Here is a 24,287-nt window from a genome sequence, read left to right as displayed (position 1 = left end):
AACCTTCTCAAGCTTGATACTTCAGTGAAGGCTGGTATCAAGAACAAACGTAAAACCTGTGGCTGGGATGAAGACTATATGATGAAAGTGCTTGGGCTGATTGATTCTTGATCATGTTTTTGCCCTGCAGGAGGCTGGAATTTCATACCGGAACACCTGGGGTTTGTTCTTATCGAGACACCCGATAAGAGGGTCACTATCTGCAAAAGATAAGGTGATGTATCCTTTTATACGACCAACAACAACTAACTCAACAGGGTACTCTTCTTTTGAGCCCGCCACTTTATAAAAGATCTCTGAATCAAACCAGTTTCTCTGAAGATGCAACCGGTAACTGCTGTACTCAACATGCCCAGTCACCACTGCGCCAGCAAAAGGATCTTCTTCAGTGTTATTTCCAAAACGATGAATCACCACTCGCTTCACTGTGTCGTACAACTGCTGTCCATAAATCTGGCTCTTGGTCAATGATGCGGGTTCAGGTAGAAACAAGAAGGTTCTGAAAAAGCGGGTATTGGATATGGGGTCTGTCAAACGAAATCGATTCGCCTGCAGTTTCCTGTCTGCAATATGCTTACAGGAATAGGGCACTTTTGGGTAATCTTCGCAGGGATAATAATCCAGGGAATAAATATACCGATTCCAGAGTACTTGCGAATCCCCTGCATGGGCAGGCGTGTTCATTGCCACAGAAAAACCCGCCTGGGCATGCAATACACCCCTTTTTTTGCTTGCCGAGACCTCCTTGCCATAGAGGAATCCTGCAGCAGCACGATCAAAAAAAACCTTTTTCTCCCGAAATACGCATGACTTATCCTGATTCTTTCCACAGAGAGCACGAATAGAATCAACCTCACCGGGCTCATTCAGAATACCATTACGGATAACCTCTTCAAACAGATACCCTTTATCCATAATAGTGAGATAATTTTTACATACAGCACCTTCATTCACATCAGGTTGAGAACTGCAACCCACGACCAAAAATACCAACACCAGGATACAGAGCCTGAGACTGAACACATTCATCACAAACTCCCTCATCACAGCGGTCATCCCTAACCCGCATACTGCATGAAGCCGCTATGAAAAAGCGATTACCCCTCGTCTTTCAAGGGGTGTAGGAGAAAAGCGTAAAAAGACAATTTGTCATAGAGGCGCTCGTCGGCTTGTCGCTAGCTCTTTTTCCGCCATGACAGCATTTTGTCGACAAATCCAGGCAATAAGCATGAATGTGTCGACAAAATGTGTCAGCCGAAAAAATAGCAGAGCGACAAGCTCGACACTTCATGCAATATGCAGGCTAACCCTTCGCCGGTGACCCAGACAGGGCTCAACTACACCCAATGCTTGATATTAGGATCGGGATTCGGACTTTTTGGAACCGTCTGGCATCTTAGTGCGATGAGCTGCATCCCCTCAACCACCATTGTGCCATCCTTGTTATCCATGGAAATTTTCTGGTCCACTTCTTTCCGTCCGCCATGCCCTCCAATACGAATCGGCCCGATACTGATCCCCCCTCCGGCTTTGACATAACGCTGAAAGTCACTGCTTTCCTTTTTAAACTCATTCATCTGCAACTTGAGGTTGGAAATAAAATAAGCAGCAACAGGAAAGTGAGGAATCATACCTTCACTGGAGTTGGGTACACCACTGGAAACCAGTCCAAAATCCGCCTCCGGATTAAATCGCCAGTTTTTCAGCGCCAGGAAGCCTGGTGAAAACCAGGGTCTGGACACCATTACCTGAATAATTTTAAAAGAGATGGCAAACCCAGAGGCATCAATGCTGTTCTTAATCGTTGAATCACCACCGGAAGCAGAAAGATCCACTTTACTGCCGGGAGGAGCCCCAAAGAAATCCAACCTGAGGGACAGTCCGCCACCACCAAAATTGGTGGTTTCACTGTGGCCGCCTTTATAACTTTCATGGCTAAATGCAAAATCCAGCCAGCTTCGGGTGTTACTGTAAAAATCCGATGGGTAATAGGCAGTAAACATAAACGGGAGGTTACTGACCGGATCAACCTGCCGGGCCTTGGTCATACTGTCAATCAGGTCTCTTTTCAATGAGACCAGGGAGCGGGAACCCAACTGATCGATTGTACTGGTGAGAAGCTCATAATCATTCTTATAACCATCAGAGACCCACTTATTATAGGCACGCTTCACTTCATTAAAATAAATCTGTTCATTATTCGCCCAATCAATCACTGCAGATTTATCATTGCCAATCTGCGCTGCACGCCTTTTACTGGTATAGTTGAGCCATGCCATGTTGTATTCCTGCTGGTAGTTATCATAATTCACTACCAGCGGAGAGGGCTTGAGTACTTCCTGCTTCTCATCCGTAATTATGTTTTTTTCTACAACCGTCCTGACCAGTTTTTCCCGGAGCTTATTCATCTTTTCTTCTGCACTTTTATCCGGATCAAGGTCAGCTACCTCTGAAAACTTCAACACATTCCCGTACTGCTCATCCAGCAAACTGCCTGTATTTTTGGCCAGCCGATTCTGGGCTTCCAGCCCAATACTTTCATTCAAATTTGGAATGGTATTAAGAAAGCGGGTCAGTTCGGCAAAATAGGTGATGGCGGATCGATATTCCTCACCGGAGACATCGCCATTGCCAAACATCACCCTGGCAAATGAAAGCACCTCTTCTGAAAAAGGAACTCCCGGAGAAAACCAGGCGATATTGCTGCTCTGGGTACCGGGATCGCCTTCGCCACCGAGCTGGCCAGAAATATCACGATCACTTTCAGGCTCAATAAAGCGGGACAGCGTCGCAATAAAGGCAGCGGTCATTTCATCTATTTTACTGGTATCAGCCATTGGGCATACTCCAATCTACAGAAGATTGATTGATACAGCAGTGCATCACCGATCACACAGGCCACAGAAGCATTCACAACCGTCTTTCCAGTCATATCAGGATAAAAAAACAAAATAGAATACAAAACCGTCTCTATTTTGAAGAAAGCCCGTAACTGAAAAGGATGATGAAACGTTTGAGGCTGGCATGAAGTTACAGAAAAGTAGTTGACACTTTTAGCTTATGCAACTTTTCAGTCCAGTCAGACAATTACACGAGTTCGGTGGACCCACCTGGAGGCTTTACATCATTCATCTGGAACTTCTGGCGTGCAGTAGGTTGCTGCTGAGCATAGCGAAGCGCAACAAAAGCCGTGCTTTTTTCCAACTCTACAAGAAACTGCCCGTATGGATATTGACGTTTTCCAGTACTACCGCCCCCTTAAAAAAAGATTATCCAGCTGATCCATGGTCAGCAGCGTCCAGGTTGGACGACCATGGTTACATTGGCCACTGCGTTCGGTTCGCTCCATATCCCTCAACAGTGCATTCATCTCTTCAATAGACAACTTCCGGTTGGCCCGTACCGAACCGTGGCAGGCCATGGTCGCCAGAATCTCATTGATATGAGCTTCAACCCGGTCGCTGCTGCCGTGCTGCATCAGATCGGACAGAACATCCCTGAGCAGCTTTTCCACATCCGCCTTCTGCAGCATAACCGGAACCTGCCGTACTAACAGGGTTTCCGGCCCCATCCGTTCAAGGCTTAATCCAAGCCGACTGAAGTAAGCTCCATGCTCTTCCGCGCAATCCGCCTCACGTTCACTCACCGCCACCGATTTCGGTACCAGCAATGGTTGGGCTTTAATGCCATCTGCCTGATAGGACAGCTTCATCCGTTCATAGGTGATGCGTTCATGGGCAGCATGCATATCCACCAGAATCATCCCCTGCTCGTTTTCCGCCAGAATATAAATACCTTTAAGCTGGGCCACTGCAAACCCCAGAGGGGGCGTCAGTGAATCCGGAGTCTCTTCAGGCAGGGGCTGATAAGCCACCGCTGCATCCTGGACGCTTCCCGCTACGGCCAGTCCGCCCGAAGAGCCCTCAGCAATAAAGGAACCTTCAGCGGTTGATGAACCCTCAACTGGCTCTGAGGCAGAAGCATAGAGCTCAGAATACGCCTGGATTTGCCGTCGGACCTGGTCCGGTTTTGGCGCCTCTGACGGTGCCGGTCTGGCACCCCCAAAGCCACTGCCGGATGGCGCACTGGAATAACTCTTATCAGACAAACTGCCTGATGACTGTGCGGCGGTCGCCAGGCGAATATTCTCCTGGCCCTGAAATTCACCGGCTGCTACTCCAGAAGCCATTGGTTGAGAGGCTAGAGCAGTGGGAGGCAACTGGTCTTCCGGCCTCACTTCCCCAAGGGCTCGATTCAGGGTACTGAACAGAAAGTTGTGAACAGTCCGGCCATCGCGGAATCGCACTTCATGTTTGGTCGGGTGCACATTGACGTCCACCAGAGCCGGATCCAGCTCCAGATACAAAACAAACGTCGGATGCCGTCCTCCATAAAGCACATCCCGATAGGCCTGACGGACAGCGTGGGCCACCAGCTTGTCACGAATAACACGGCCGTTAACGAAAAAGTACTGGAGATCAGCGCTGGCTCTTGAAAAGGTTGGCAACCCCACCCAGCCAGTCAGCTTCAGCCCGGAAGCTTCCACATCAATAATCACCGCATTCTCTATGAATTTAGGTCCACAGAGAGAAGCCACTCTCCGGTCTTTTTCAGCCTGGCTGGCCGCGGGACGAAGCTGATGAACACTTCGCTGGTTATGGCGCAGAACAAAGCCCACATCAAAACGGGACAGGGCCAACCGCTTGACCACTTCTTCCAGATGAGAAAACTCGGTTTTTTCCGTTCTCAGAAACTTGCGTCGGGCCGGTGTATTGAAAAACAGGTCCTTTACTTCAATGGTCGTACCCACAGGGTGAGGCGCAGGCATTACCTGTGCCTGCATGTCGCGCCCTTCCACCCGGGCCTGCCAGCCAGACTCCTGGCCTTCCGTACTGGAGGTGAGTGTCAGGCGGGACACAGAGCTGATAGAAGCCAGGGCTTCCCCCCGGAACCCAAGAGTAGCTACGCCCTCCAGGTCTTCCAGTTCCGATATTTTACTGGTGGCGTGCCGGGACAGAGCCATGGCCAGCTCATCTTTGGGAATACCATGGCCATCGTCGCGTATCCGGATCAGTTTAACCCCGCCGCTCTCCACCTCAACGGTCAGCTGCCGGGAACCGGCATCCAGGCTGTTTTCCAGCAGCTCCTTAACAACAGACGCTGGTCGCTCAACCACTTCACCGGCGGCAATCTGGTTGGCCAGGCGGTTATCCAATAAACGGATGGGCTTCATCGTGCTTCAGTACCCCGGGGGAAAGGCTTCCTGTCGAATTCAAGTCGGTTCATGCCACACAGGCAACCGGTTAATTGGGAATAACCAGTACCTGTCCGGCGCGAATGGTATTGGCGCTGGATAGCTTATTGGCCCGCTTCAGTTCAGACAGGCTGATATTAAACTGGCTGGCAATTTCAGACAGTGTATCCCCTGCCTGAATCACATAACGGTCCGGACGGGTATTAAGGGTACCATCCTGCTTCCACTTGGCAACCAGGGTATCCGGTGGCGGTTTCTTGTAAAACCAGGACTTTGAACCGTTAAAAATAGCTCTAGCCATCGCCTTCTGATGACTTCGGCTTTTCAATTTCCGGGCTTCTTCCGGGTTGGTAAGAAAACCAGTCTCCACCAATATGGAAGGAATGTCCGGTGATTTCAGCACCACAAATCCCGCCTGCTCCACATGCCGTTTATGCAGCCGGTTAATTCCTCCCATATTGCTGAGCACCTTGTTGCCCACTTCCAGGCTGGAACTCAGGGTTGAGGTCATGGACAGGTCCAGAAGAACGCCTGCGAGCATATCGTCCTTATCACCCAGGGAGATTCCCCCTTCTCCGCCAATCTGGTCCGAAGCGTTCTCTTTCTGGGCCAGCCAGCGGGCGGTTTCAGAGGTAGCCCCCCGCCGGGAAAGGGCAAACACTGAAGCGCCATGGGCTCGGCGATCCTTGAAACCATCAGCATGAATGGAAATAAACAGGTCAGCTTTGTTCTCCCGGGCAATCCGGGTGCGCCGGCGCAGGTCCACATAATAGTCACCGGTTCTGACCATCACCGGCCTGAAACCTTTTTCCCGCTTTAGCAGGGCCTCCAGTTCTTTGGCAATGGCCAGGGTCACATGTTTTTCATACCCGCCCCCGTAGGCAATGGCTCCGGGGTCTTCACCGCCATGGCCGGCATCAATGGCCACAACAATATCCCGCAGACCGGACGGCTGCTTTTTCACCACAGGCTTGGGCTTTCGGGCCTCATCATCAAACAGGTCAACCACCAGACGGTAACCATAGGTGGCATTAGGCTTAAGCAGAAAACTCTCACTGGCCACTTTCTCACTCAAATCCAGAACAATCCGCAGGTCCTGCTTATTTCTGGCACCATGGCGGATTTTCTGAATGGGCGTGTTACCCAGTTTCAACGATTTGAAGGATGTGTTGAGTTGAGCGCCCTTGACATCAATCACCAGTCGGCTGGGATTCTCCAGATTGAATTTGGAGTGGGCGACCTCATCGGAAATATCAAACACCAGCCGGGTTTTATCCGGAGAACGCCAGAGGCGGACACTGTTAATCAAACGCCCAACCGCCAGAGCCAGCTCAGCCTTAAGCACGGAAAACCCGAGCACCAGAATGCCCAGCCTTTTGACAAAGACCCGCCTGCCACTTCTTTGACTGTTTTCAGGACCGTGACTTCGATCAATCAGTGAGGTGCCTGCACCCTTTCCCGGTACGCCAGCGGAGGGTTCCCGTCTTTTCTGGAAAAACAACCTGCCCAAAACCGACTTCAGCAACTGGAGAGCTCTTCCTCTGGCTCGATTCATTCGCTCTCCTTCACTCCCTGTAGGCATCCCCGGGTCAGCTCCTGAAGCGCCGACAGCGCCTGGCGACCCGCCCCGGTACCGGCAACAATGGTCGCTTTTCTACCGGGCAGGTCATAATCAAAGGTGATTTCCAGGTCTGCTTCCGGCAGTTCTCCCTGGCCACGGGATGGCCACTCCACCAGACAAAGCCCCCCTTCACTGAAGTAGTCCCGCCCACCGATGAACTCAAGCTCTTCGGGGTCGGCCAGACGGTAAAGGTCGAAGTGATAGACCTTCTGTCCACCCACTTCATAAGGTTCCACCAGAGTATAAGTAGGGCTTTTAACGGCCCCCTGATGCCCAAGTTGTCGAAGCACACCCCGGCAAAAAGTGGTTTTTCCAGCCCCCAGGTCCCCGTGCAGAAAAATCACGCCCTGACCAGAGCAGGCCCGGGCCAGTTGAGCCCCCAGGGAAACCATGGCTTCTTCATTTTCTATCCGCAGTTGATATCTGCCCTGCATAAGACGTTATTCTTCCATCTCTTCCAAAACCATCAGTGGATAATGGTATTCAATCTTTTTCGAACCACCGGAATCAGCTGGGTTGCCAATAACCCCACTTCCCCCTGACCGGCCACGATCTCATCCGCTGCACTGGCATGGAGCCAAACCCCAAGACGAACAGCGTCGGTTATATCAAGCTTCTGGGCGACCAGCGCGCCTATAATCCCGCTGAGTACGTCCCCCATTCCGGCCACCGCCATCGCCGGATTACCATGGTCACATAACAGCAGTTCCTGTCCCTCATAAATCAGTGTACCAGCCCCTTTCAATAGAATCGCCATGGGAACCAGCTGGCCCGCTTTCCTGAGCAGAGCGCTATGGCACTCTTTCAAGGCGGTGAAGCGGTCTTTCTGAATGGCGGCACCTTCACATCCCCACAACCGGGCCATTTCCCCGGGGTGCGGAGTGAGAATCATCGGGAACTTTCGGCCATGAAGCAATTGTGGATGTTCCGATAACAGATTGAGGGCATCGGCATCCAGTACCAGTGGACATTCGGATGCCAGCGCATCTTTCAACAGCCTCAGGGCCCACTCATCCTGACCCAGCCCCGGACCGATCACTATGACTGTTTTTCCGGGCAACAGGGCCTTCAACCCTCCCTTGGTCTTGACCGCCGTGGCCATGATTTCCGGGGTGCGAATGGCCAGGGCATTCAAGTGACTTTTGCGTGTCGCCACCGACACTTTGCCGGCACCGCAGTGAATAGCCGCCTCCGCAGCCATGGTAATGGCACCGGGCATACCGTGGTTTCCCCCCACCAGCAACACATGCCCGAAATCCCCTTTGTGAGCGGCCCTGGGCCTGGGCTGGACGAGTCCCTGAAGACTGGACCGGGTAATCCGTCGACTGCCAGGAGCCACCTCCTGATAAATCGTCGCCGGAACCCCAAGGTCATTAAACAGCAGCTGGCCGGTATACTCCGGACCCTGACCGGTCAGAAGCCCCTGCTTTAGCCCGATAAAAGAAACGGTCAGGTGGGCTTTGACAGCCTCCCCCAGGGGAGAACCGGTATCCGCACAAAGGCCGGAAGGAATATCCACGGAACAAACCGGCCGGTCACTGTTATTTAACTGCTGGATGGCAGTCTGATAATGTCCACGAGCCTCTCCGGACAACCCCGTTCCCAGCATGGCATCCACAATAACGTCCCCTTCCAGAGGCTGGCCAGGCTCATAAGGCGTTACGGAAACACCGGCCTTCACACAGGCCTGAAAGGCCTGTTGGGCATCACCGGTCAGTGTGGCTGGGTCTTTCAGGGCAAGCACTGAGACCGGAATATTCTTATCGCTGGCCAGTCGGGCCACCAGATAACCATCACCACCATTATTGCCTGCTCCACACAATATCTGTAGAGAGGTAATGCCAGGCCACTGGTGGGAAATGGCCGCCATCACCGCACTGGCCGCACGGGACATTAACTCAAACCCGGGAACCCCATGATGGGCAATGGCAATATGATCCAGCTGTCGAACCTGTTCCGCGGTGTAGAGGTTTTCCGGGAGATTTTCCCGATAACGTTCCTGATATGAGAAGTGGTCCATAAACGTGTCCGCTGGCTTCCGATGGCATATAATCGGGATTATATCCCACTCATTTGATCCGATTCAGTGCCCGAACACCGACTTTTACAATCAACTCCGAAAACCGCTGACCCGTCTGACTCGCCTTTTACAAATGCCCATGGCGAAAAAAAAGCCCATAGCGAAAGAAAGGCTCAACGGGAAACACCCGATTTGCATAAACTGGCCGATGACATTCGCCAGTGGGCCAGAGAACTGGGATTTCAGGCCATTGGCATTACAGAAGCTCAAATTCCGGAAGAGGACATACAACACCTTAATGCCTGGCTGGCAAAAGGCTACCACGCCGATATGGAGTACATGACCGGGCATAAGGCGCTTCGCACCCATCCGGCACAACTTCATGAAGGCACCCTGCGGGTCATTTCCGCCCGGATGGATTATCTGCCTGCCGATACAGAAACCGTAAAAATCCTGGGGGAGCCGGAAAAAGCCTATGTCTCCCGCTACGCCCTGGGGCGTGACTATCACAAGTTGATTCGAAAGCGTCTGACCCAGCTGGGCAAAAAAATAGAAGCCGTTGCGGGCGATCATGGCTACCGGGCCTTTGTGGACAGTGCCCCGGTAATGGAAAGGCCCCTGGCGCAACAGGCCGGGCTGGGCTGGGTGGGAAAGCATTCCCTGGTGATTAACCGCCAGGCCGGCTCCTTCTTCTTTCTGGGAGAACTGTTTACCAACCTGCCTCTGCCGGTGGATCCGCCCTACGATAAAAACCATTGCGGTCGCTGCACATCCTGCATAACCCGCTGCCCGACTCAAGCCATTGTCGCCCCCTATCAGGTCAATGCCGCTCGATGCATCTCCTACCTGACCATTGAAAACAGAGGCCCAATTCCCCTGGAGCTTCGCCCGCTGATGGGGAACCGGATTTATGGCTGCGATGACTGCCAACTGGCCTGCCCCTGGAACCGTTTTGCCAGCCCCACCCGGGAGCAGGATTTCCAGCCCCGCCACAATCTCGATTCTGCCGACCTGGCCGAGCTGTTTCTGTGGACAGAAGACGAGTTTCTGGAGCGAACCGCCGGTTCCGCCATACGCCGGGCCGGTTACCTGTGCTGGCTGAGAAACATTGCCGTAGCACTGGGCAATGCCCCTGGTACTGAAGCGGTCATTGCTGCTTTGAAAGTCAGGGCTAATCATCCCTCAGAACTGGTCAGTGAGCATGTCAACTGGGCTCTGCAACAGCACCTCAATCGCTGATTCCCTGATAAGGAATCGTCCCCTGACCGCAACCGTCCAGAAAACAGAATTACTTCTATACTGACCGGTGCTTTCTGAAGGAGGGTTCCCCAATGTTTACCAGAGTCACCGAAGAAGCCATGGCGCCTTTTCATCACATCATCCAGCAAATCAAAAAACACTCCCAGGCTGGGGACGTCCGGGGAATGCTGAAATATATCGTGCCTGATGAAGAGCTGGTGAGCTTTGGCGCTGAAGCGAATATCAACCGGAAAAGCGATCTGGAACGGCACTGGGAGAATTTCTTCAGAGCCCATGAGCCTGTCCACTCTGAATACAAGGATATTGTTGTTTATCAAGCCAGTGATGCTGCCTGCATGACGCTCCTGAACACATACCCGGGTCAGAACCGGCCAGACATGCGCATCACTCTCTACCTTGAAAACCACCAGGGAGAGTGGCTGATAAGACACCGCCACCACTCCCGGTCACCGGAATTCTGATCATCAAAAAAGAAAAGGCCCCTCAAGGGAGCCTTTTCAAAGTGCCTATGTGAATTCCTTCCTGCAATTCCATGATCGGCTCAATCAATTTCCAGCCGGACTTTCCCCCACAATCCTGTGTAATGAAGGCGACCATGCTCATCAATCAGCATGCCTGAATAAAGGCTGTTAAAGCGGGAACCACCCAGCGTCCAGGTTCGGGCCGTTTCACCGGTGGTCCAGTCGATGGCCTCCATGGTGAACTGACCATCACGAGCGCCCACAGTATAGGCCATGTTAGAACCGACACTCATTACCGGCACGCCGTTGAGCGAACTAACATCCATATTGGTCCATGCCCGTGTGAATTGCCTGGTTTCTGAATCCCACTCAAACTTTTCAACACCATAAGGCTTGTAAACATCATGATGCCCAAGCCAGCCAATGACAATTGACTCCGCATTAGGGATCTCGCTTGGGAACCAGCTCGGCATAGTTGGGGGCGTATTGTTTACCACCAGCACACCGTTCCCATGCACCACAGTTGACTGCTCAGTCTGGGTCCTGCCCACAGAGGGGTCTGCCATCGTGGTTTCCAAAAATCCGGCGTACCGAGGATCAGTAGTACCTTCCGGGGCTTTCCAACCTCTTGGAATATCATCCCGCCAGAACAGAGCCACATTCATCTTTTCATCACCATCGGTGATCACCACCAACTGATCTTCATCACCAAAGCCCATAAGAGAAGGTGTTGCCCCTGTCCCCGCACCGGTTCCATTGGGGTATTCAGCCACCCATGCACCACTTCTCTTGTGAGAAACGAACCGGTTACCATTCCAGTTAACCTTGATCATATGGTTTTCAGTGGCCACATAAATGCCCCCGTCTTTATCCACAGCGATGGAGTTTCTAACCGCAACCTTATCTACGCCCTTCACCATGCTGGCCAGATTAAACGTCTGCATACGCCTGAGGTTTCGGGTCATGGCGGTCAGGTAACCGTCATCAGTAGCGACAAGTACCCAGCCATCGTAGGTCATATTGATACCCACTATAGATCCCTTGACCTCCCTGGGCAGGCTCGCTGTTTTATCTATGACAATGGAGGAATTTGGCTCACCTTTAATTTCATCGCTGTAAATCGTTATGCTGCTTCGATACTCGGTATTGGGGTCCTCAGGACTCACCTTGTCACTGCGGCCAACAAAAAAGCGGTTATCCCGGTCAATCAGGGTATAGGCGCCGGAAAGATCGGTCATATACGGAAATATATTGCCAATCAGCCACTGAAGCGCCTCTTCAGGCTCCAGGGTATCCAGCTTGTGAATCGCATCCATTCCAATGCCAGCATTAAGAAATGTTCTTCCCGGTAAAGCATAACTGGCCAGCACCGCATGGCTGTCCTGATCTACCTTGACGATCCGGTCTCCACCACTGCCCCACATCACCCTGCGGCCATCCGGATAAACAGACGACGTTGGCTGACCAAACTGAAACGGACCTGAAGCCACAAAAGTAACCTCCTCAAAGGGGTTCAGCTGTCGACTTTCCGACATTGGCCCAGCTTCCAGCACATTGGTCTGCTGAGCCGGTGAGTTATGAGGGAGGCTGTTATTGGAATCCGCAAGATAGGGGTTAACGGGCGGCATATTGGCAGCCTGTAATGCAAACGCCATTGGCAGTGCCATTAAAGACGCAAGTACGGTTTTCTTTTGTAATAATTTTTTCATTTTTCTTTTAACCACTAACCATGTGAAATGACACCTTGAAAAGCGTCATTGAACAGCCATGACAATAATCAATCCGTGTATTTATTGGTCATCAACACTGAAAGAAAGAGCAAAGAATAACCAGAAGAAAGTTTCATATTATTTAATAAAACCGTTGGCCTGGCAGGAGCCAAGATAGTCCTTAACCGGAGTCGAAACATTGATTTAAATCAATAAAACCAATACATTTAAGACTTGAGTCTTAAAATATTTTAAATGCCTTTCTGCAAAATAAAAAAAGCACAGAAAACACCCTGAAAGAAACAATTAAAGCATTTTTCAAACAGATAAATTTTACCAAAAAATGGCCCTGAGAATTATCCTGACAGGGCTTATATGAGGCTCAACAGATTAAGCCTTCACCAATTTCAGATCAGCTTTTACATTATCCTGCTGGGCTTGAAGGAGCCTGATGGGATCAACAAGACCATAAGCTTCTTTCTTGTACCTCCTAAACTCCTGTTTAACTTGCCTCAACTTCTCATTACTTAACGCTGGCTCAGGATAATCACCAAAATTATTGTAGGTCGGGTCTTCCCAGGAAATTAATTGGCCATATTGCTCTCTCATTCCCTGCACAGCCCTCTCTAAATCATCTTTCCTACTTTCCATTCTGGCCAGCTCTCTCTCAATGTCATTCTTTCTGGCAGTAAAAGCATTACGAAACTCGGAACGCTCATCAGCCGTTAAGTTCAACTCCCTGAACACCTCTTTTGCACCACCATGCTGCAGGCTGCCTCCATTCGCAGCCATAGCCAGGGCGGTATCAAAGTTGCCATTATCAAGGGCAAAGGCAAAGGGTGACCCTCCATATCCTGCCAGCCCCTTTTTATTCAGGTCACCGGGAATCACTCTGGGTCGATTTCCAGCCACTGGCTCCAACTCCAGGCTCGAAAGCCCAATGCCCGGGTTTCTGCATATATTTTCAGCCATTGAATAGTTGCCCCGCTTCGCCAGATAAAATAGCGGGGGCTTTCCTTCCACCCGGCAGTCCATCCACTGCTGGTGCATCCGGTCATTACGGCTACCTGCTGTCAAATTAGGTGACTCGTGCAGCGTTACTTCTCCGGAAGGGGATTCCTGGTACTGCTTGTCATGGCCAAATGGGGCCATTTTTGCCACAGTCTGACGAAATAACTGGCCATTACTGCCATCAATCGCTGTTTTCAAATCACTCTGGAAGTTATTCGGTAACTGCCCCCCTCTGAGCTTTGCAGAAAGCTTTACGAAGGGCTTGGCAAATGAAATACCCATCCGTGAGCCCAATTTAGTCCGTATTGGGGCAGTCGATAAAAACCTTGGTTTTAAACCTTCTGTGTTGGTCACATCAACCGCTTGTACTCGTCGGCCATACCGACTTCTCCCCTCAAATCCTGGTTTATTGTGATTTCCCACATCAATATGGAAGTTCGAAGTTCCCCTGCTACCAGGATCAATTGGACTGGACATGACTCCCTCCCTGGGAAAAATTATCCAATAAGTCGTTGTTTGATCCGTTAATGATAGTCAGGCTTTGGAAAAGCGGTTCTACCAGATAATCCTCAGCTCCGTCTTTACTCAGCCCTCAACAGTGGCGAAGGAGACTGGAAGCTTGCCGCCAGCAGGAATACACTCTTATCCGGGCGTATGGCTCAATCGCCCTAAGCATATCTATCATCTGGGACGACCAATAAATTCGACAGGCAACATTCATGGTCAGTGCAGTTATCGCAGAAAGTGTCAAAAAAAAAGCAGGAAAACCCCGCCAGGAAAGGGTTCGTATCATCCTTAAGGCAGCGGAGATGGAGTTTGCCCTGAATGGGTTCCGGGGAGCAACCGTGCAGGGCATTGCAGACCTGGCAGATCTGCCCAAGCCCAATGTCCTGTATTACTTTGCCAATAAACAGGCCCTGTACGATGCCGTTCTCGCCAACATACTCGACTTATGGAACCGGGAACTGGACGACATTCTCCCCGAAGATGACCCGGCACTTTCCCTGGAACGCTACATTCGCTCTAAAGTTGAGGTCTCCCGGAAGTACCCTACTGCCTGCCGGATTTTTGCCAGCGAAGTGATCCATGGGGGCCCCATGCTGTCTGACAGCATGAAGAAAATCACCCTGGACTGGGTCAAGGCCATCACCACCACTTTTCAACAGTGGATTGACAGCGGGCGGATGGCAGCCATCGACCCTCTGCACCTGTTGTTTCTGATCTGGGGCTCCACCCAGCACTATGCCGACTATGAGTCCCAGATCTGCTCCATCATGAGAAAAAAGAGGCTGGTCAAAAAAGATTATGACCAGGCCGCCGACACCCTGTGCAAAGTCATTTTGCAGGGCTGCGGCCTGAGAAAGTGACCGCTGCTTTTAAATACCAAAGAAAGCAAATTTAAGGGCAAACACCGTGGCCAGTACCCAAACACTGATACTGACATCCCGGGAACGTCCTGCCAGCACCTTGACCACCGGGTAAGCGATAAAGCCCAGAGCAATCCCGTTGGCAATGGAAAAACTCAGGGGCATCATGATGGCGGTAATCAACACCGGTCCGGCTTCGGTCAGATCACTCCAGTCAATATTGGCCAGACTCCCCGCCATCAGCACCGCTACATAAATAAGGGCGCCTGCAGTGGCATAGGCAGGTACCATACCGGCCAGAGGTGACAGGAACATACAGAGCAGGAACAGCATCCCAATGGTCACCGCGGTCAAACCGGTCCGTCCACCGGCGGCTACTCCGGAAGCACTTTCCACGTATGAAGTCACCGTGGGGGTTCCCACCAGGGCTCCCGCCCATGAGGCTGTACCATCCGTCACCATTGCCCGGTTCATGTTGTGCATCTTCCCATCCGCATCCGCCAGACCGGCCTTATCGCCTACCGCAATCAAAGTCCCGGTGGTATCAAACAGGTTGACGAACATGAAAGCGACAATCACCCCGATCATTTCCGGATTCAGTGCCCCCATGATGTCCAGCTTGCCGACAATGGGCATAATGCTCGGTGGCATGGAAGCAACACCGGTATAAGCCACATCACCGGTCACCAGGGCAATCAGAGAAACTGCCGCAATGGCAATCAACACCGCCGCTTTCACTCCCCGAAACGCCAGCCCCAGAATCAACATCAGGCCCATGCAGGCCATCAATGGGCTGAACTGAGTAATATCTCCCAGAGTAATAATCGTACCCGGGCTGGCTACCACAATACCGGCATTTTTCAGACCAATAAGGGCAAGAAACAGTCCTATGCCTGCGGTGATACCAACCCGCAACCCTCCTGGAATACTGTCAATAATCCATTCGCGGACTTTGAACAGGCTCAACAGCATAAAGCCAATGCCTCCCCAGAACACCGCTCCCATAGCCTGTTCCCAGGAATACCCCATACCCAGCACTACAGCATAGGCAAAAAAGGCATTGAGCCCCATACCCGGTGCCAATCCCACCGGCCAGTTGGCATAGAGCCCAATAACAATCGTACTGACCCCGGCTACCAGGCAGGTAGCGGCAAACAGGGCACCCTTGTCCATTCCGGCATCGGACAACATGGAAGGAATGACGAAAACCACATAACACATGGTGATAAACGTGGTAAGTCCAGCCAACAACTCAGTGCGAACCGTGGTGTTGTGCTGCTTTAACTTGAACATCCGCTCCAGCAGTGAATCACCCGATCCAGTGTTTCCTGACGTTCCCTGATCTGCTCCAATCATAAAGACTCCAGACATCTGTTGTTTTTATTGTTGCTTTTAATACAGGCTCCTAGCAGCCTGTCGGACTTATGCTTTCGAGCATAAAATTCAGTAGAACGAGTCAAATTTTTCGATGGATTCGTGCGAATAGTTGACCTATTTAATCGAATTCATCGAAAAATTTGGCCGTTCTTTCTGGGTTTCAGGCCGAAATAGTCGTAAGTCCCACAGGCTGCTAGCCTGATTACCAATTGAGCAAGCCTATCAACTTCAAACAAATAAACGCAAATTGCTGACCACCTGGATGATCAGATTAAATTCCATGGCAAAACCACAAGAAGTCATATTCCTGCTCTGTGACAGGCATTAACCCCATTCACCAGTGAATTTAATTGACTGCTCTGACAATAAAGTTCAACACCCACCTGTCTTGCTATTTTCCTGACCAGATAGTCCAATTATCAAAAACAGCCACGGGCTAACAATAATGACAATAAAGGAGTCAGGCTATCGTGATTCGTTTCCTTCTTAACGATAGGCTTGTGGAGGTTCAGGACACTGCATCCGATACCTCCGTTCTTGATTACCTCAGAGGCAATGCATCTCTCCACAGCCACCACCACCCGCAAAATACCCAGAGACGTACAGGCACCAAAGAGGGCTGCTGCTCCGGAGATTGCGGAGCCTGCACCGTCGTAGTGGGTGAACCCGAAGGTGACCAGCTGCAATACCGGACCATGAACGCCTGCATTGCCCTGATGCCCTCCCTTCACGGCAAGCAGCTGCTGACAGTGGAAGACCTCGCCAACGAGGACAAACTTCATCCGGTCCAGCAGGCTCTGGTGGATCATCACGCTTCCCAGTGCGGGTTCTGCACTCCGGGTATAGTGATGTCACTGTTTGCCCTGCACCATGAAGATCCCGACAACCCTCCCGATGTGACGGAAGCCTTGGGTGGCAACCTCTGCCGGTGTACCGGATACCGTCCTCTGGTGGACGCTGCCCGGGAGCTGGCCCGGCAAACGCCCGATGACGTTTTTGCAGAAAACCGTGAACAAACCGTCGCCCAGTTGAAACAACTGCAGCAGGCACAGAGTGTTACGGCTAGCGGCGCTTTTATCCCCGCCAGTGAAGATGAACTGGCCGATTACCTGATGCTTCACCCAGAAGCCCGCCTGCTGGCCGGAGGAACCGATCTGGGCCTGGAAGTCACCCAGCAGCTAAAGCATCTGGACTGCCTGATTGCCATCAATGGCTTAAAGACCCTTCAGAACATCCAGGTAGAGGATGACGAGCTGATCATCGGTGCCGCCGCTACTTACAGGGCGCTGGAACCGGTTCTGCTGGAGCACTTCCCGGAATTTGGCCAGATGCTGCAAAGGCTGGGTTCTCAGCAGGTCCGCAACCAGGGCACACTTGGAGGAAATATTGGTAACGCCTCCCCCATTGGCGACACACCGCCGGTTCTGCTGGCACTGGATGCTTTTATTGATCTGCGTAAAGAATCGTCCACTCGCCACCTGCCCCTGAATCAGTTTTTTCTGGATTATAAAAAAACCGACCTGCAGGCCAGTGAGTACATTGCCCGCATCCGGATTCCCCTGAACCCCCACCAACTGAAAGTCTACAAACTCAGCAAACGCTACGGCGATGACATCTCCACGGTCCTGGCCGCCATCAATCTGGACTTAAACGACGATGGAATTGTTACCCGGGCCAGAGTCGCTTTCGGAGGCATGGCCGCCATTCCCAAAAGGGCGGAGCGCTGTGAAAAGGTGCTGGAAGGACAGCCCCTGAATGGGTCAACCCTGAGCCGTGCACAGCAGGCCATCAAAGAAGAGTTCAACCCCATGAGTGATGTCAGGGCCAGCAGCGAATACCGACTGGAGGCTGCCTGCAACCTGCTTGAACGTTATTTCATGGAGCTGTCTGGCCAGGATGTGAGGATCATCTGTCATGCGTAAATTACCGGAACTGGCCAGCAGCCCTGAGCTCGCAAACAGCCCTGAGCTGACCAAAAGCCCCGAGCTGGTCAACAGCCAGCCAGAGGACACGATTCCCACGGAACTGCGGCACATGAAAGGGAGTCGCTCCGCCCGACACGACAGTGCCCACCTCCATGTCACCGGCCAGGCTCTGTACATTGACGATCGTCCGGAAATGGCGGACCAGCTTCATGCCGGCTTTGGCCTTTCCACCGAAGCATCCGCCGAGATTGCCAGCATTGACCTCGAACCGGTGCGCAACAGCCCCGGGGTCGTTGCCGTGGTTACGGCTGAGGATATTCCCGGACACAGGGATATCGGCCCGGTATTCCCCGGCGACCTGTTGCTGGCAGAAGACAAAGTGGATTATGTGGGTCAGCCGGTGTTTGCGGTGGCAGCCACCTCCCACAAAGCGGCAAAAGCCGCCGCCAGAAAGGCCCGGATTGAGTACCGCCCCCTGGAAAAGATACTGGGGGTCGATCAGGCCATGAAACAGAGCTCCTTTGTCCGCCCGGATCACACCATGAAAAAAGGGGATGCCACCAAGGCCATCGCGGAAGCCCCCAGACGCCTCACCGGTCAAATGAGCAACGGAGGCCAGGAGCACTTTTATCTGGAAGGACAGATTGCCAGCGTTATTCCCCAGGAAGATGGTCAGCTCCACGTCTATACCTCCAGCCAGCACCCTTCTGAAGTACAGAAACTGGTGGCCGAAGTCGTCGGACTCCCACTAAATAAAGTAGTAGCCGACGTTCGTCGTATGGGAGGCGGGTTCGGCGGCAAGGAAACCCAGGCTGCGGCCCCTGCCTGTATTGCCGCGTTACTGGCAGTAAAAACCGGCAGGCCGGTCAAATTCCGTATTGATCGCCAGCAGGACATGATGTCCACCGGCAAACGCCATCCCTTCCGGCACCGCTATCAGGCCGGGTTTGACCGGGAGGGGATCCTGCGGGGTGTCGATATCGAAGTGGCGGGCGATGCCGGACACTCTCCCGACCTGACCGATGCGATCGTTGACCGGGCGATGTTTCACAGTGATAACGCCTACTACCTCAACAATGCCCGGATAAAAGGCTATCGCTGCCGGACCAATACCGCGTCAAACACCGCTTTTCGAGGGTTTGGAGGTCCCCAGGGCATGTTGGTGATCGAGCGCATCATGGACGACATTGCTCGTGCAACCGGTCAGGACCCCCTGGACGTTCGCCTGAAAAATCTTTATGGCTCTCCTGAAGGGGAGGGTAAGCGCGATACCACCCACTACCACCAGAAGGTAGAGCACAATGTGCTTCATGAGCTGATCGCCCGGCTTGAAAAAAGCTCGGATTATCGCAGGCGTCGGGCAGGGATTACGGCCTATAACCAGAGCAGTCCGGTACTGAAAAAAGGGCTGGCACTGACGCCTGTCAAATTTGGCATCTCCTTCACTGCCAAACACCTGAACCAGGCCGGGGCACTGGTGCATGTCTACACCGATGGCAGTGTCCAGATCAATCACGGTGGCACAGAAATGGGCCAAGGGCTCTATACCAAGGTGGCACAAATTGTCGCCAATGAACTGGGGGTTTCCCTGGATCAGGTACAGGTGACCTCCACCCGGACTGACAAAGTGCCCAATACATCCCCCACCGCTGCCTCCAGTGGTGCCGATCTCAATGGCAAGGCCGCCCAGGACGCCTGCCAGACAATCCGTGAACGTCTGGTGGATTTTGCCGTTGAGCATTACGGAGTCAAAGCCGGGTCGGTGGCGTTCCACGACAATGAAGTTCATCTGGGTGATCGACAGATGCCGTTTTCCGGGTTTGTCCAGGCCGCTTACCTGAACCGGGTTTCACTCTCCAGCACCGGCTTTTACAGCACTCCGGAAATTCATTATGACCGGGCCACCGCCCGCGGTCGTCCTTTCTACTACTTTGCCTGTGGCGCTTCCGTTTCCGAAGTGACTGTGGACACCCTGACCGGTGAGTACAAGGTGGATCGGGTGGATATTCTCCATGATGTGGGCAAGTCCCTGAACCCGGCCATTGACCGGGGCCAGATTGAAGGGGGCTTTATCCAGGGTATGGGCTGGATGACCACGGAAGAGCTGGTCTGGGATCAACAGGGCCGGCTGCTCAGCAACAACCCGGCAACCTATAAAATCCCCACCATTGAAGATATGCCGCCGGTATTCAACGTTGACCTGTTTGAACAGGCCAACCCCGAGCACACGATCTATCACTCCAAAGCCGTGGGCGAGCCTCCTTTCATGCTGGGGATGTCGGTCTGGGCGGCGATTCGGGATGCAGTGTCCAGCCTCTCCGGCTACACCCTCAACCCTGATATTGATGTACCAGCCACGGCTGAACGTGTTTTAAAGGCAGCCACCGCCCTGAAAAAACGCTCCAGAACGGAAAAACCTGATCATTCCGACTCCTCCAGGAAGGAGGCGCTGCCCAATGTGGATTGATGCCATTACGGAATTACAGCGAAAAGGGGAGGCAGGGGTTCTGGTGACCATACTGGGTACGGCGGGTTCCGCCCCCAGAAAACCGGGCAGTAAAATGCTGGTCACCGCGGAACAGAGCTTTGACACCATCGGTGGCGGGCACCTTGAGTTTCTGGTGATCCAGAAATCCCGGGAACTGCTGGCCTCCGGTCATGATGCCCCCCTGCTGGAACACTTTCCCCTGGGCCCCAAACTGGGTCAATGCTGTGGGGGAAGCGTCAGTGTCCTTCTGGAACCATTGATGGGCTGCCATTTCCATATCGCTCTGTTTGGTGCCGGACATGTGGGCAAGTCCCTGGTGAATGTCCTGGCCCCTCTTGACTGCCAGATCACCTGGATCGACAACCGATCGGAGCTCTTTCCCGGGGAGGTACCAGACAATGTCCGACTGTGTGTCAGTGAACAGCCGGAGCAGGAGATTGATCATCTGCCCGATGACGCTTACGTACTGGTGGTTACCCACAATCATCAGCTGGATTTCGCCATTACCGAAGCCACCCTGAAAAGAGGCCGCAGCCGCTGGCTGGGGGTGATTGGCTCGGAAACCAAGGCCAGACGTTTCCGCCAAAGGCTGGCACATAGGGACCAGTTCAGCAGCGAACAGATTGATCACATGCGGTGCCCGGTAGGTATTGATGCCGTGGGTGGACGAAAACCAGCGGAAATTGCCATTGCCATCGCCGGAGAGATTCTGTCTGTCAGAAATGGAGCCCGCAGTGAACAGACCCGGAAGCGCGAAGGCATTCCCTGGCAGGCGTTGAAAACTCTAATTTGTAATGAAACGGAAGGAATAGAGGCAGGCTAATGGTTTGCTTCTTACTCTCAATCGTCTTCCATTAATAATATGACTCCAGGCTTATAATAAATTTCATATTGATCAAAATGCTGATCATATTCACTGCGATTGTATAATTTTCTTTCATTACGAAAGAAATCAGCATATTTCACCAAATACGCACCCATGCCGCCTTCCATTCTTTTCTGTAGTAAAGGGTCTTCAAGCGGACGAGCCCATTGAAACTTTAGAGAGTTATCGTGATACAGGCAAATATTCGAAAAATACTTTTTTTTCGTCTTTTCGTCGACTATTTCTGCATAAAGTGCATTGACTTTACATGAAATAAGAAAAACGACAGCTGCCATAAAAAAGTCAGATAACTTCAACATAATCTATATACTTATGAATGACATCACTCATATATTCCTTATGGCCAGTGGCTCAGAAAGCCAAAGAACCTCCATGCTCTGATGCTCACATCACCCCTTTTTCATTAATTGCCCATTCAACTCCCAGAAAAGCGCGTTCTGGATAATGCCTGATATTGGAATAATACGAATATCATAACCCGGCAGGTTGATCACGGCGTCCCCTGCCTCCCACATCTGGTCAATCACCACCCTTCCCGGCTTCAGGGGAATTGGGCTATTGGCAGAACCTCCCTGAAGCCAGACACTCTTCACTCCGGCCTTATTGACAAAAAACAGGGGAACACTGGGATAGGTAAAATAGCCCAGGTGAGTATAGACATTGGGAGCCAATAAATACTGGCCAAGATTATTATCAGACAGCGGCTCCTCCAGATACTGGAAAAAGCCAGGGTTGCCATTGCCCTTGACTTGCTGAGCCAGCAGGTGAGACTCCACCCCCAACCACAGTTTACCCGCCTCCTCCAGACTCTCCTGATAGCACTGAACCGCCTCTGCCATCAGCGACATCTGGGTATCCATAATTCGATCCAGGCTGTTCCGAAGCTGCCCCATAAACAGCTGACAGCAGACGCCTGCCCCCAGAGGATATACATTAAAGTCACCCGACTTATGAAACAGCCCGTCCCGGGCATAAAGTCCTGCACGATCAGCTCCTCCGGCCTGGAAGACACTGCCATACATCACGGGCATCTGCCCTTCCCTGACACAGGCACTGACCAGCTCGGCCAGAAAACACCAGGCCAGAATGCTATTGAGGGTGGTGTCCCGGGGACAAAAGCGGTCCTCAAACCCATAGCTCGGTGATTGGTTCAGAAGATTATCCAGAAAAACCGTCGGCCTGATCCCCTGGCTGACAGGAGAGTGACTCGACCCCGTCAGAACCAGAGAAGCGCCAGAGTCCAGCACCTTCTGGTAGCAGTCCAGTTGAGCGTTCACATCCAGCCCGTGATCCGCGGCAATCACCAGGTCCCGGGCTGTCAGTTGCTCCGGGCGATCCAGCAACTTGATCGCGGCAAGGCCTCCAGCACGATTCGTCAATTCCCGACCGAATCCAGTAGAGCCAATGTCCACAACCCAGATATTGTTAATCGCACCCGACACCAGCTGACTGGCCAGCTTTGCTGTGCTGTGTATCAATGGGTTGCCAAGATTCCGCAACAGCCCTGGATCGTCCAGCCAGTTTCTGATCGTTTTCAGATAACCACTCATGCAATCGTTCCCTGCTTGTCTTGCCATTCCCTGGAAGACAGCCGGAAAAGACAATGCCGCCGCAATGGGTGACCAACCGGTAGAGCAGGGTGCTCAAAACGTTCCGGGTCTTCCCTCATGCCCAGCTTTTTCATCACTCTTTTAGAGCGGGCATTACCCAGTGTGGTAAATGATACGATTTCATCCAGCCCAAGGGTCTCAAACCCCGTTTTCAAAGCACACTGCGCGGCTTCAGTGGCGTAGCCTTTGCCCCAGTGGGGGGCCGCCAGACGCCAGCCAATTTCAACACAGGGTTGAAAGGGCAGGTGGTCCTGGGGAATATGCAGCCCCACAAACCCAATAAAACGTTCGGAAGCCTTTTCCTCAACCGCCCAGAACCCCCAGCCCCGCCGGGCTATCAGTGAATGGCAACGCCTCGCCATGGCATCACTGGCCTCCCTGTCCAGAACAGATGGAAAGTACTCCATTACTCGGGCATCGGCGTTCAATTCGGCAAAGGGTTGAAAATCTTCTTCCTGCCACTGCCTCAAACGAAGACGTTCTGTTGCCAGCTCTTTATGGATTTCCTTCAAATAGGTTTCACTGCCATCATCCCAGTCACAGCCGTGATCCAGTAACGACTTCTGTTTAACCGTTTGCAACAGGCTCTCAATATCCCCGAGGTTCATGGCAACTCCAGTGTCATCAATGACATCTTATCCGGACGATGGAAGTTAGGCCGGTTCGAACAGTCGGTGCTGCGGTAACACAGATAGTGGCAGTCTTCCGGGGAATTTTTCCAGCCAGGCTCCGGATGATGCACCCGGGAAACAATCCGGAAAAAGTTGATTCGATACCCGGTTGATTCAATACCGGGTGATTCCCCCAGACGGGCTTCCGGCTCAGACTGCTCTGCAATCAACGACAGGGGAATGGCTATTTCTCCCATCCACAGGCCCTTTTGAACGTTTGCCTGCACTTTCCAGTGAATGCCTGACTCGCCACAGCCAATCAACTTTGCCTGATTGTGGCTGCCCGTCCCATCCGGGTTATCAATGCCAGCCACAAACAGGGCGCCATTGGGGTTAACCTCCACTTCCAGGTAGTTCCGGGGAACCTCAACCCCTCTGGCAACAAACACTTCAAATACCTCCTGCTGATAAAGCGGGTCATTGCAGGAACGATATCCGTTGTCGTTTATAAAGGGATTGTTCTCACACTGAAAACTCACCTGCAGGTTTTGCTGGTCATGGGCCAGGGAGATAAAGGTTTTCTCTTCACAAGGGCCACCGCCCACCGCATGAAACAGGGAGCCACCCGGGTTGAGCGGCTTCAAATCAGGGCCTGCATAAATCATTGGACACCCACAAACTGAAGAG

19 protein-coding genes are annotated in these 24,287 nt (G+C 52.3%); 6 read left to right on the top strand and 13 right to left on the bottom strand.

Annotation, left to right across the window (positions count from 1 at the left end; translation table 11 throughout):
• Positions 1–111: 111 nt before the first annotated feature.
• The 6 genes from ACNRUY_RS12670 to ACNRUY_RS12645 form a co-directional block, all read right to left on the bottom strand.
• Positions 112–1,056 (bottom strand): hypothetical protein, encoded by a 945-nt coding sequence (locus tag ACNRUY_RS12670; protein WP_488112007.1) that lies wholly within the window; start codon positions 1,054–1,056, stop codon positions 112–114.
• A 281-nt stretch (positions 1,057–1,337) separates the two neighbouring features.
• Positions 1,338–2,837, bottom strand: coding sequence for a hypothetical protein (locus tag ACNRUY_RS12665; protein ID WP_488112006.1), 1,500 nt, complete (start codon positions 2,835–2,837; stop codon positions 1,338–1,340).
• A 410-nt stretch (positions 2,838–3,247) separates the two neighbouring features.
• Positions 3,248–5,233 (bottom strand): DNA mismatch repair endonuclease MutL, encoded by a 1,986-nt coding sequence (gene mutL / locus ACNRUY_RS12660; protein ID WP_488112005.1) that lies wholly within the window; start codon positions 5,231–5,233, stop codon positions 3,248–3,250.
• Positions 5,234–5,303: 70 nt separating this feature from the next.
• A complete protein-coding gene (locus tag ACNRUY_RS12655) occupies positions 5,304–6,809 on the bottom strand; it encodes an N-acetylmuramoyl-L-alanine amidase (protein ID WP_488112004.1) in 1,506 nt (501 codons plus the stop codon).
• The gene (gene tsaE, locus ACNRUY_RS12650; protein WP_488112003.1) at positions 6,806–7,309 is read right to left on the bottom strand and encodes a tRNA (adenosine(37)-N6)-threonylcarbamoyltransferase complex ATPase subunit type 1 TsaE; all 504 of its coding nucleotides are present in this window, start codon (positions 7,307–7,309) and stop codon (positions 6,806–6,808) included. The genes ACNRUY_RS12655 and tsaE overlap by 4 nt, the downstream gene beginning before the upstream one ends.
• 32 nt (positions 7,310–7,341) lie before the next feature.
• A complete protein-coding gene (locus ACNRUY_RS12645) occupies positions 7,342–8,895 on the bottom strand; it encodes an NAD(P)H-hydrate dehydratase (protein ID WP_488112002.1) in 1,554 nt (517 codons plus the stop codon).
• 192 nt (positions 8,896–9,087) lie between these two features.
• On the opposite strand from ACNRUY_RS12645, the gene queG reads away from it, so the two are divergent.
• Both queG and ACNRUY_RS12635 read left to right on the top strand, forming a co-directional pair.
• Complete coding sequence (gene queG, locus ACNRUY_RS12640) at positions 9,088–10,134, top strand: tRNA epoxyqueuosine(34) reductase QueG (protein WP_488112001.1); 1,047 nt, start codon at positions 9,088–9,090, stop codon at positions 10,132–10,134.
• 92 nt (positions 10,135–10,226) lie between these two features.
• Complete coding sequence (locus tag ACNRUY_RS12635; RefSeq protein WP_488112000.1) at positions 10,227–10,616, top strand: nuclear transport factor 2 family protein; 390 nt, start codon at positions 10,227–10,229, stop codon at positions 10,614–10,616.
• Positions 10,617–10,696: 80 nt separating this feature from the next.
• Here ACNRUY_RS12635 and ACNRUY_RS12630 read toward each other — a convergent pair whose 3' ends face one another.
• The gene (locus ACNRUY_RS12630) at positions 10,697–12,325 is read right to left on the bottom strand and encodes a hypothetical protein (protein WP_488111999.1); all 1,629 of its coding nucleotides are present in this window, start codon (positions 12,323–12,325) and stop codon (positions 10,697–10,699) included.
• A 390-nt stretch (positions 12,326–12,715) separates the two neighbouring features.
• Positions 12,716–13,618 (bottom strand): hypothetical protein, encoded by a 903-nt coding sequence (locus tag ACNRUY_RS12625; RefSeq protein ID WP_488111998.1) that lies wholly within the window; start codon positions 13,616–13,618, stop codon positions 12,716–12,718.
• A gap of 437 nt (positions 13,619–14,055) precedes the next feature.
• Here ACNRUY_RS12625 and ACNRUY_RS12620 point away from each other — a divergent pair, with 437 nt between their 5' ends.
• Positions 14,056–14,703 carry a TetR family transcriptional regulator C-terminal domain-containing protein gene (locus tag ACNRUY_RS12620; protein ID WP_488111997.1) on the top strand — a complete coding sequence of 216 codons (648 nt, stop codon included), beginning with the start codon at positions 14,056–14,058 and terminating at the stop codon, positions 14,701–14,703.
• A gap of 9 nt (positions 14,704–14,712) precedes the next feature.
• Here ACNRUY_RS12620 and ACNRUY_RS12615 read toward each other — a convergent pair whose 3' ends face one another.
• The gene (locus ACNRUY_RS12615) at positions 14,713–16,059 is read right to left on the bottom strand and encodes an NCS2 family permease (RefSeq protein WP_488111996.1); all 1,347 of its coding nucleotides are present in this window, start codon (positions 16,057–16,059) and stop codon (positions 14,713–14,715) included.
• Between the two features lie 491 nt (positions 16,060–16,550).
• Here ACNRUY_RS12615 and xdhA point away from each other — a divergent pair, with 491 nt between their 5' ends.
• Genes xdhA through xdhC form a run of 3 tightly spaced genes read left to right on the top strand, consistent with a single transcriptional unit; the run spans position 16,551 to position 21,316 of the window.
• Positions 16,551–18,002, top strand: a complete 1,452-nt coding sequence (gene xdhA / locus ACNRUY_RS12610) for a xanthine dehydrogenase small subunit (protein WP_488111995.1) — start codon at positions 16,551–16,553, stop codon at positions 18,000–18,002.
• Positions 17,995–20,472 (top strand): xanthine dehydrogenase molybdopterin binding subunit, encoded by a 2,478-nt coding sequence (gene xdhB, locus ACNRUY_RS12605; protein ID WP_488111994.1) that lies wholly within the window; start codon positions 17,995–17,997, stop codon positions 20,470–20,472. Before xdhA ends, xdhB begins: the two co-directional genes overlap by 8 nt.
• Positions 20,462–21,316, top strand: a complete 855-nt coding sequence (gene xdhC, locus ACNRUY_RS12600; RefSeq protein WP_488111993.1) for a xanthine dehydrogenase accessory protein XdhC — start codon at positions 20,462–20,464, stop codon at positions 21,314–21,316. The genes xdhB and xdhC overlap by 11 nt, the downstream gene beginning before the upstream one ends.
• 17 nt (positions 21,317–21,333) lie before the next feature.
• Here xdhC and ACNRUY_RS12595 read toward each other — a convergent pair whose 3' ends face one another.
• From ACNRUY_RS12595 to ACNRUY_RS12580, 4 genes are all read right to left on the bottom strand, one after another.
• Positions 21,334–21,678: a hypothetical protein gene (locus tag ACNRUY_RS12595; protein ID WP_488111992.1), complete on the bottom strand. Its 345-nt coding sequence runs from the start codon at positions 21,676–21,678 to the stop codon at positions 21,334–21,336.
• 90 nt (positions 21,679–21,768) lie between these two features.
• Positions 21,769–22,929, bottom strand: a complete 1,161-nt coding sequence (locus ACNRUY_RS12590; protein WP_488111991.1) for a hypothetical protein — start codon at positions 22,927–22,929, stop codon at positions 21,769–21,771.
• Positions 22,926–23,597 carry a GNAT family N-acetyltransferase gene (locus tag ACNRUY_RS12585; RefSeq protein WP_488111990.1) on the bottom strand — a complete coding sequence of 224 codons (672 nt, stop codon included), beginning with the start codon at positions 23,595–23,597 and terminating at the stop codon, positions 22,926–22,928. Before ACNRUY_RS12585 ends, ACNRUY_RS12590 begins: the two co-directional genes overlap by 4 nt.
• Entirely contained in the window at positions 23,594–24,265 is a 672-nt protein-coding gene (locus ACNRUY_RS12580) for a carbohydrate-binding family 9-like protein (protein WP_488111989.1), read from the bottom strand. The genes ACNRUY_RS12585 and ACNRUY_RS12580 overlap by 4 nt, the downstream gene beginning before the upstream one ends.
• Positions 24,266–24,287 lie beyond the last annotated feature (22 nt).

The organism is Endozoicomonas sp. Z74, assembly GCF_057680865.1.
This window is presented reverse-complemented; position numbering and strand designations above follow the sequence as displayed.

What these genes read in the sequence shown, in the direction of transcription:
- ACNRUY_RS12670 (WP_488112007.1), bottom strand. Translation starts at nt 1,056, where the DNA reads ATGACCGCTGTGATGAGGGAGTTTGTGATGAATGTGTTCAGTCTCAGG.
- ACNRUY_RS12665 (WP_488112006.1), bottom strand. Translation starts at nt 2,837, where the DNA reads ATGGCTGATACCAGTAAAATAGATGAAATGACCGCTGCCTTTATTGCG.
- mutL (WP_488112005.1), bottom strand. Translation starts at nt 5,233, where the DNA reads ATGAAGCCCATCCGTTTATTGGATAACCGCCTGGCCAACCAGATTGCC.
- ACNRUY_RS12655 (WP_488112004.1), bottom strand. Translation starts at nt 6,809, where the DNA reads ATGAATCGAGCCAGAGGAAGAGCTCTCCAGTTGCTGAAGTCGGTTTTG.
- tsaE (WP_488112003.1), bottom strand. Translation starts at nt 7,309, where the DNA reads ATGCAGGGCAGATATCAACTGCGGATAGAAAATGAAGAAGCCATGGTT.
- ACNRUY_RS12645 (WP_488112002.1), bottom strand. Translation starts at nt 8,895, where the DNA reads ATGGACCACTTCTCATATCAGGAACGTTATCGGGAAAATCTCCCGGAA.
- ACNRUY_RS12635 (WP_488112000.1), top strand. Translation starts at nt 10,227, where the DNA reads ATGTTTACCAGAGTCACCGAAGAAGCCATGGCGCCTTTTCATCACATC.
- ACNRUY_RS12630 (WP_488111999.1), bottom strand. Translation starts at nt 12,325, where the DNA reads ATGAAAAAATTATTACAAAAGAAAACCGTACTTGCGTCTTTAATGGCA.
- ACNRUY_RS12625 (WP_488111998.1), bottom strand. Translation starts at nt 13,618, where the DNA reads ATGGGTATTTCATTTGCCAAGCCCTTCGTAAAGCTTTCTGCAAAGCTC.
- ACNRUY_RS12620 (WP_488111997.1), top strand. Translation starts at nt 14,056, where the DNA reads ATGGTCAGTGCAGTTATCGCAGAAAGTGTCAAAAAAAAAGCAGGAAAA.
- ACNRUY_RS12615 (WP_488111996.1), bottom strand. Translation starts at nt 16,059, where the DNA reads ATGATTGGAGCAGATCAGGGAACGTCAGGAAACACTGGATCGGGTGAT.
- xdhB (WP_488111994.1), top strand. Translation starts at nt 17,995, where the DNA reads ATGCGTAAATTACCGGAACTGGCCAGCAGCCCTGAGCTCGCAAACAGC.
- xdhC (WP_488111993.1), top strand. Translation starts at nt 20,462, where the DNA reads ATGTGGATTGATGCCATTACGGAATTACAGCGAAAAGGGGAGGCAGGG.
- ACNRUY_RS12595 (WP_488111992.1), bottom strand. Translation starts at nt 21,678, where the DNA reads ATGTTGAAGTTATCTGACTTTTTTATGGCAGCTGTCGTTTTTCTTATT.
- ACNRUY_RS12590 (WP_488111991.1), bottom strand. Translation starts at nt 22,929, where the DNA reads ATGAGTGGTTATCTGAAAACGATCAGAAACTGGCTGGACGATCCAGGG.
- ACNRUY_RS12585 (WP_488111990.1), bottom strand. Translation starts at nt 23,597, where the DNA reads ATGAACCTCGGGGATATTGAGAGCCTGTTGCAAACGGTTAAACAGAAG.
- ACNRUY_RS12580 (WP_488111989.1), bottom strand. Translation starts at nt 24,265, where the DNA reads ATGATTTATGCAGGCCCTGATTTGAAGCCGCTCAACCCGGGTGGCTCC.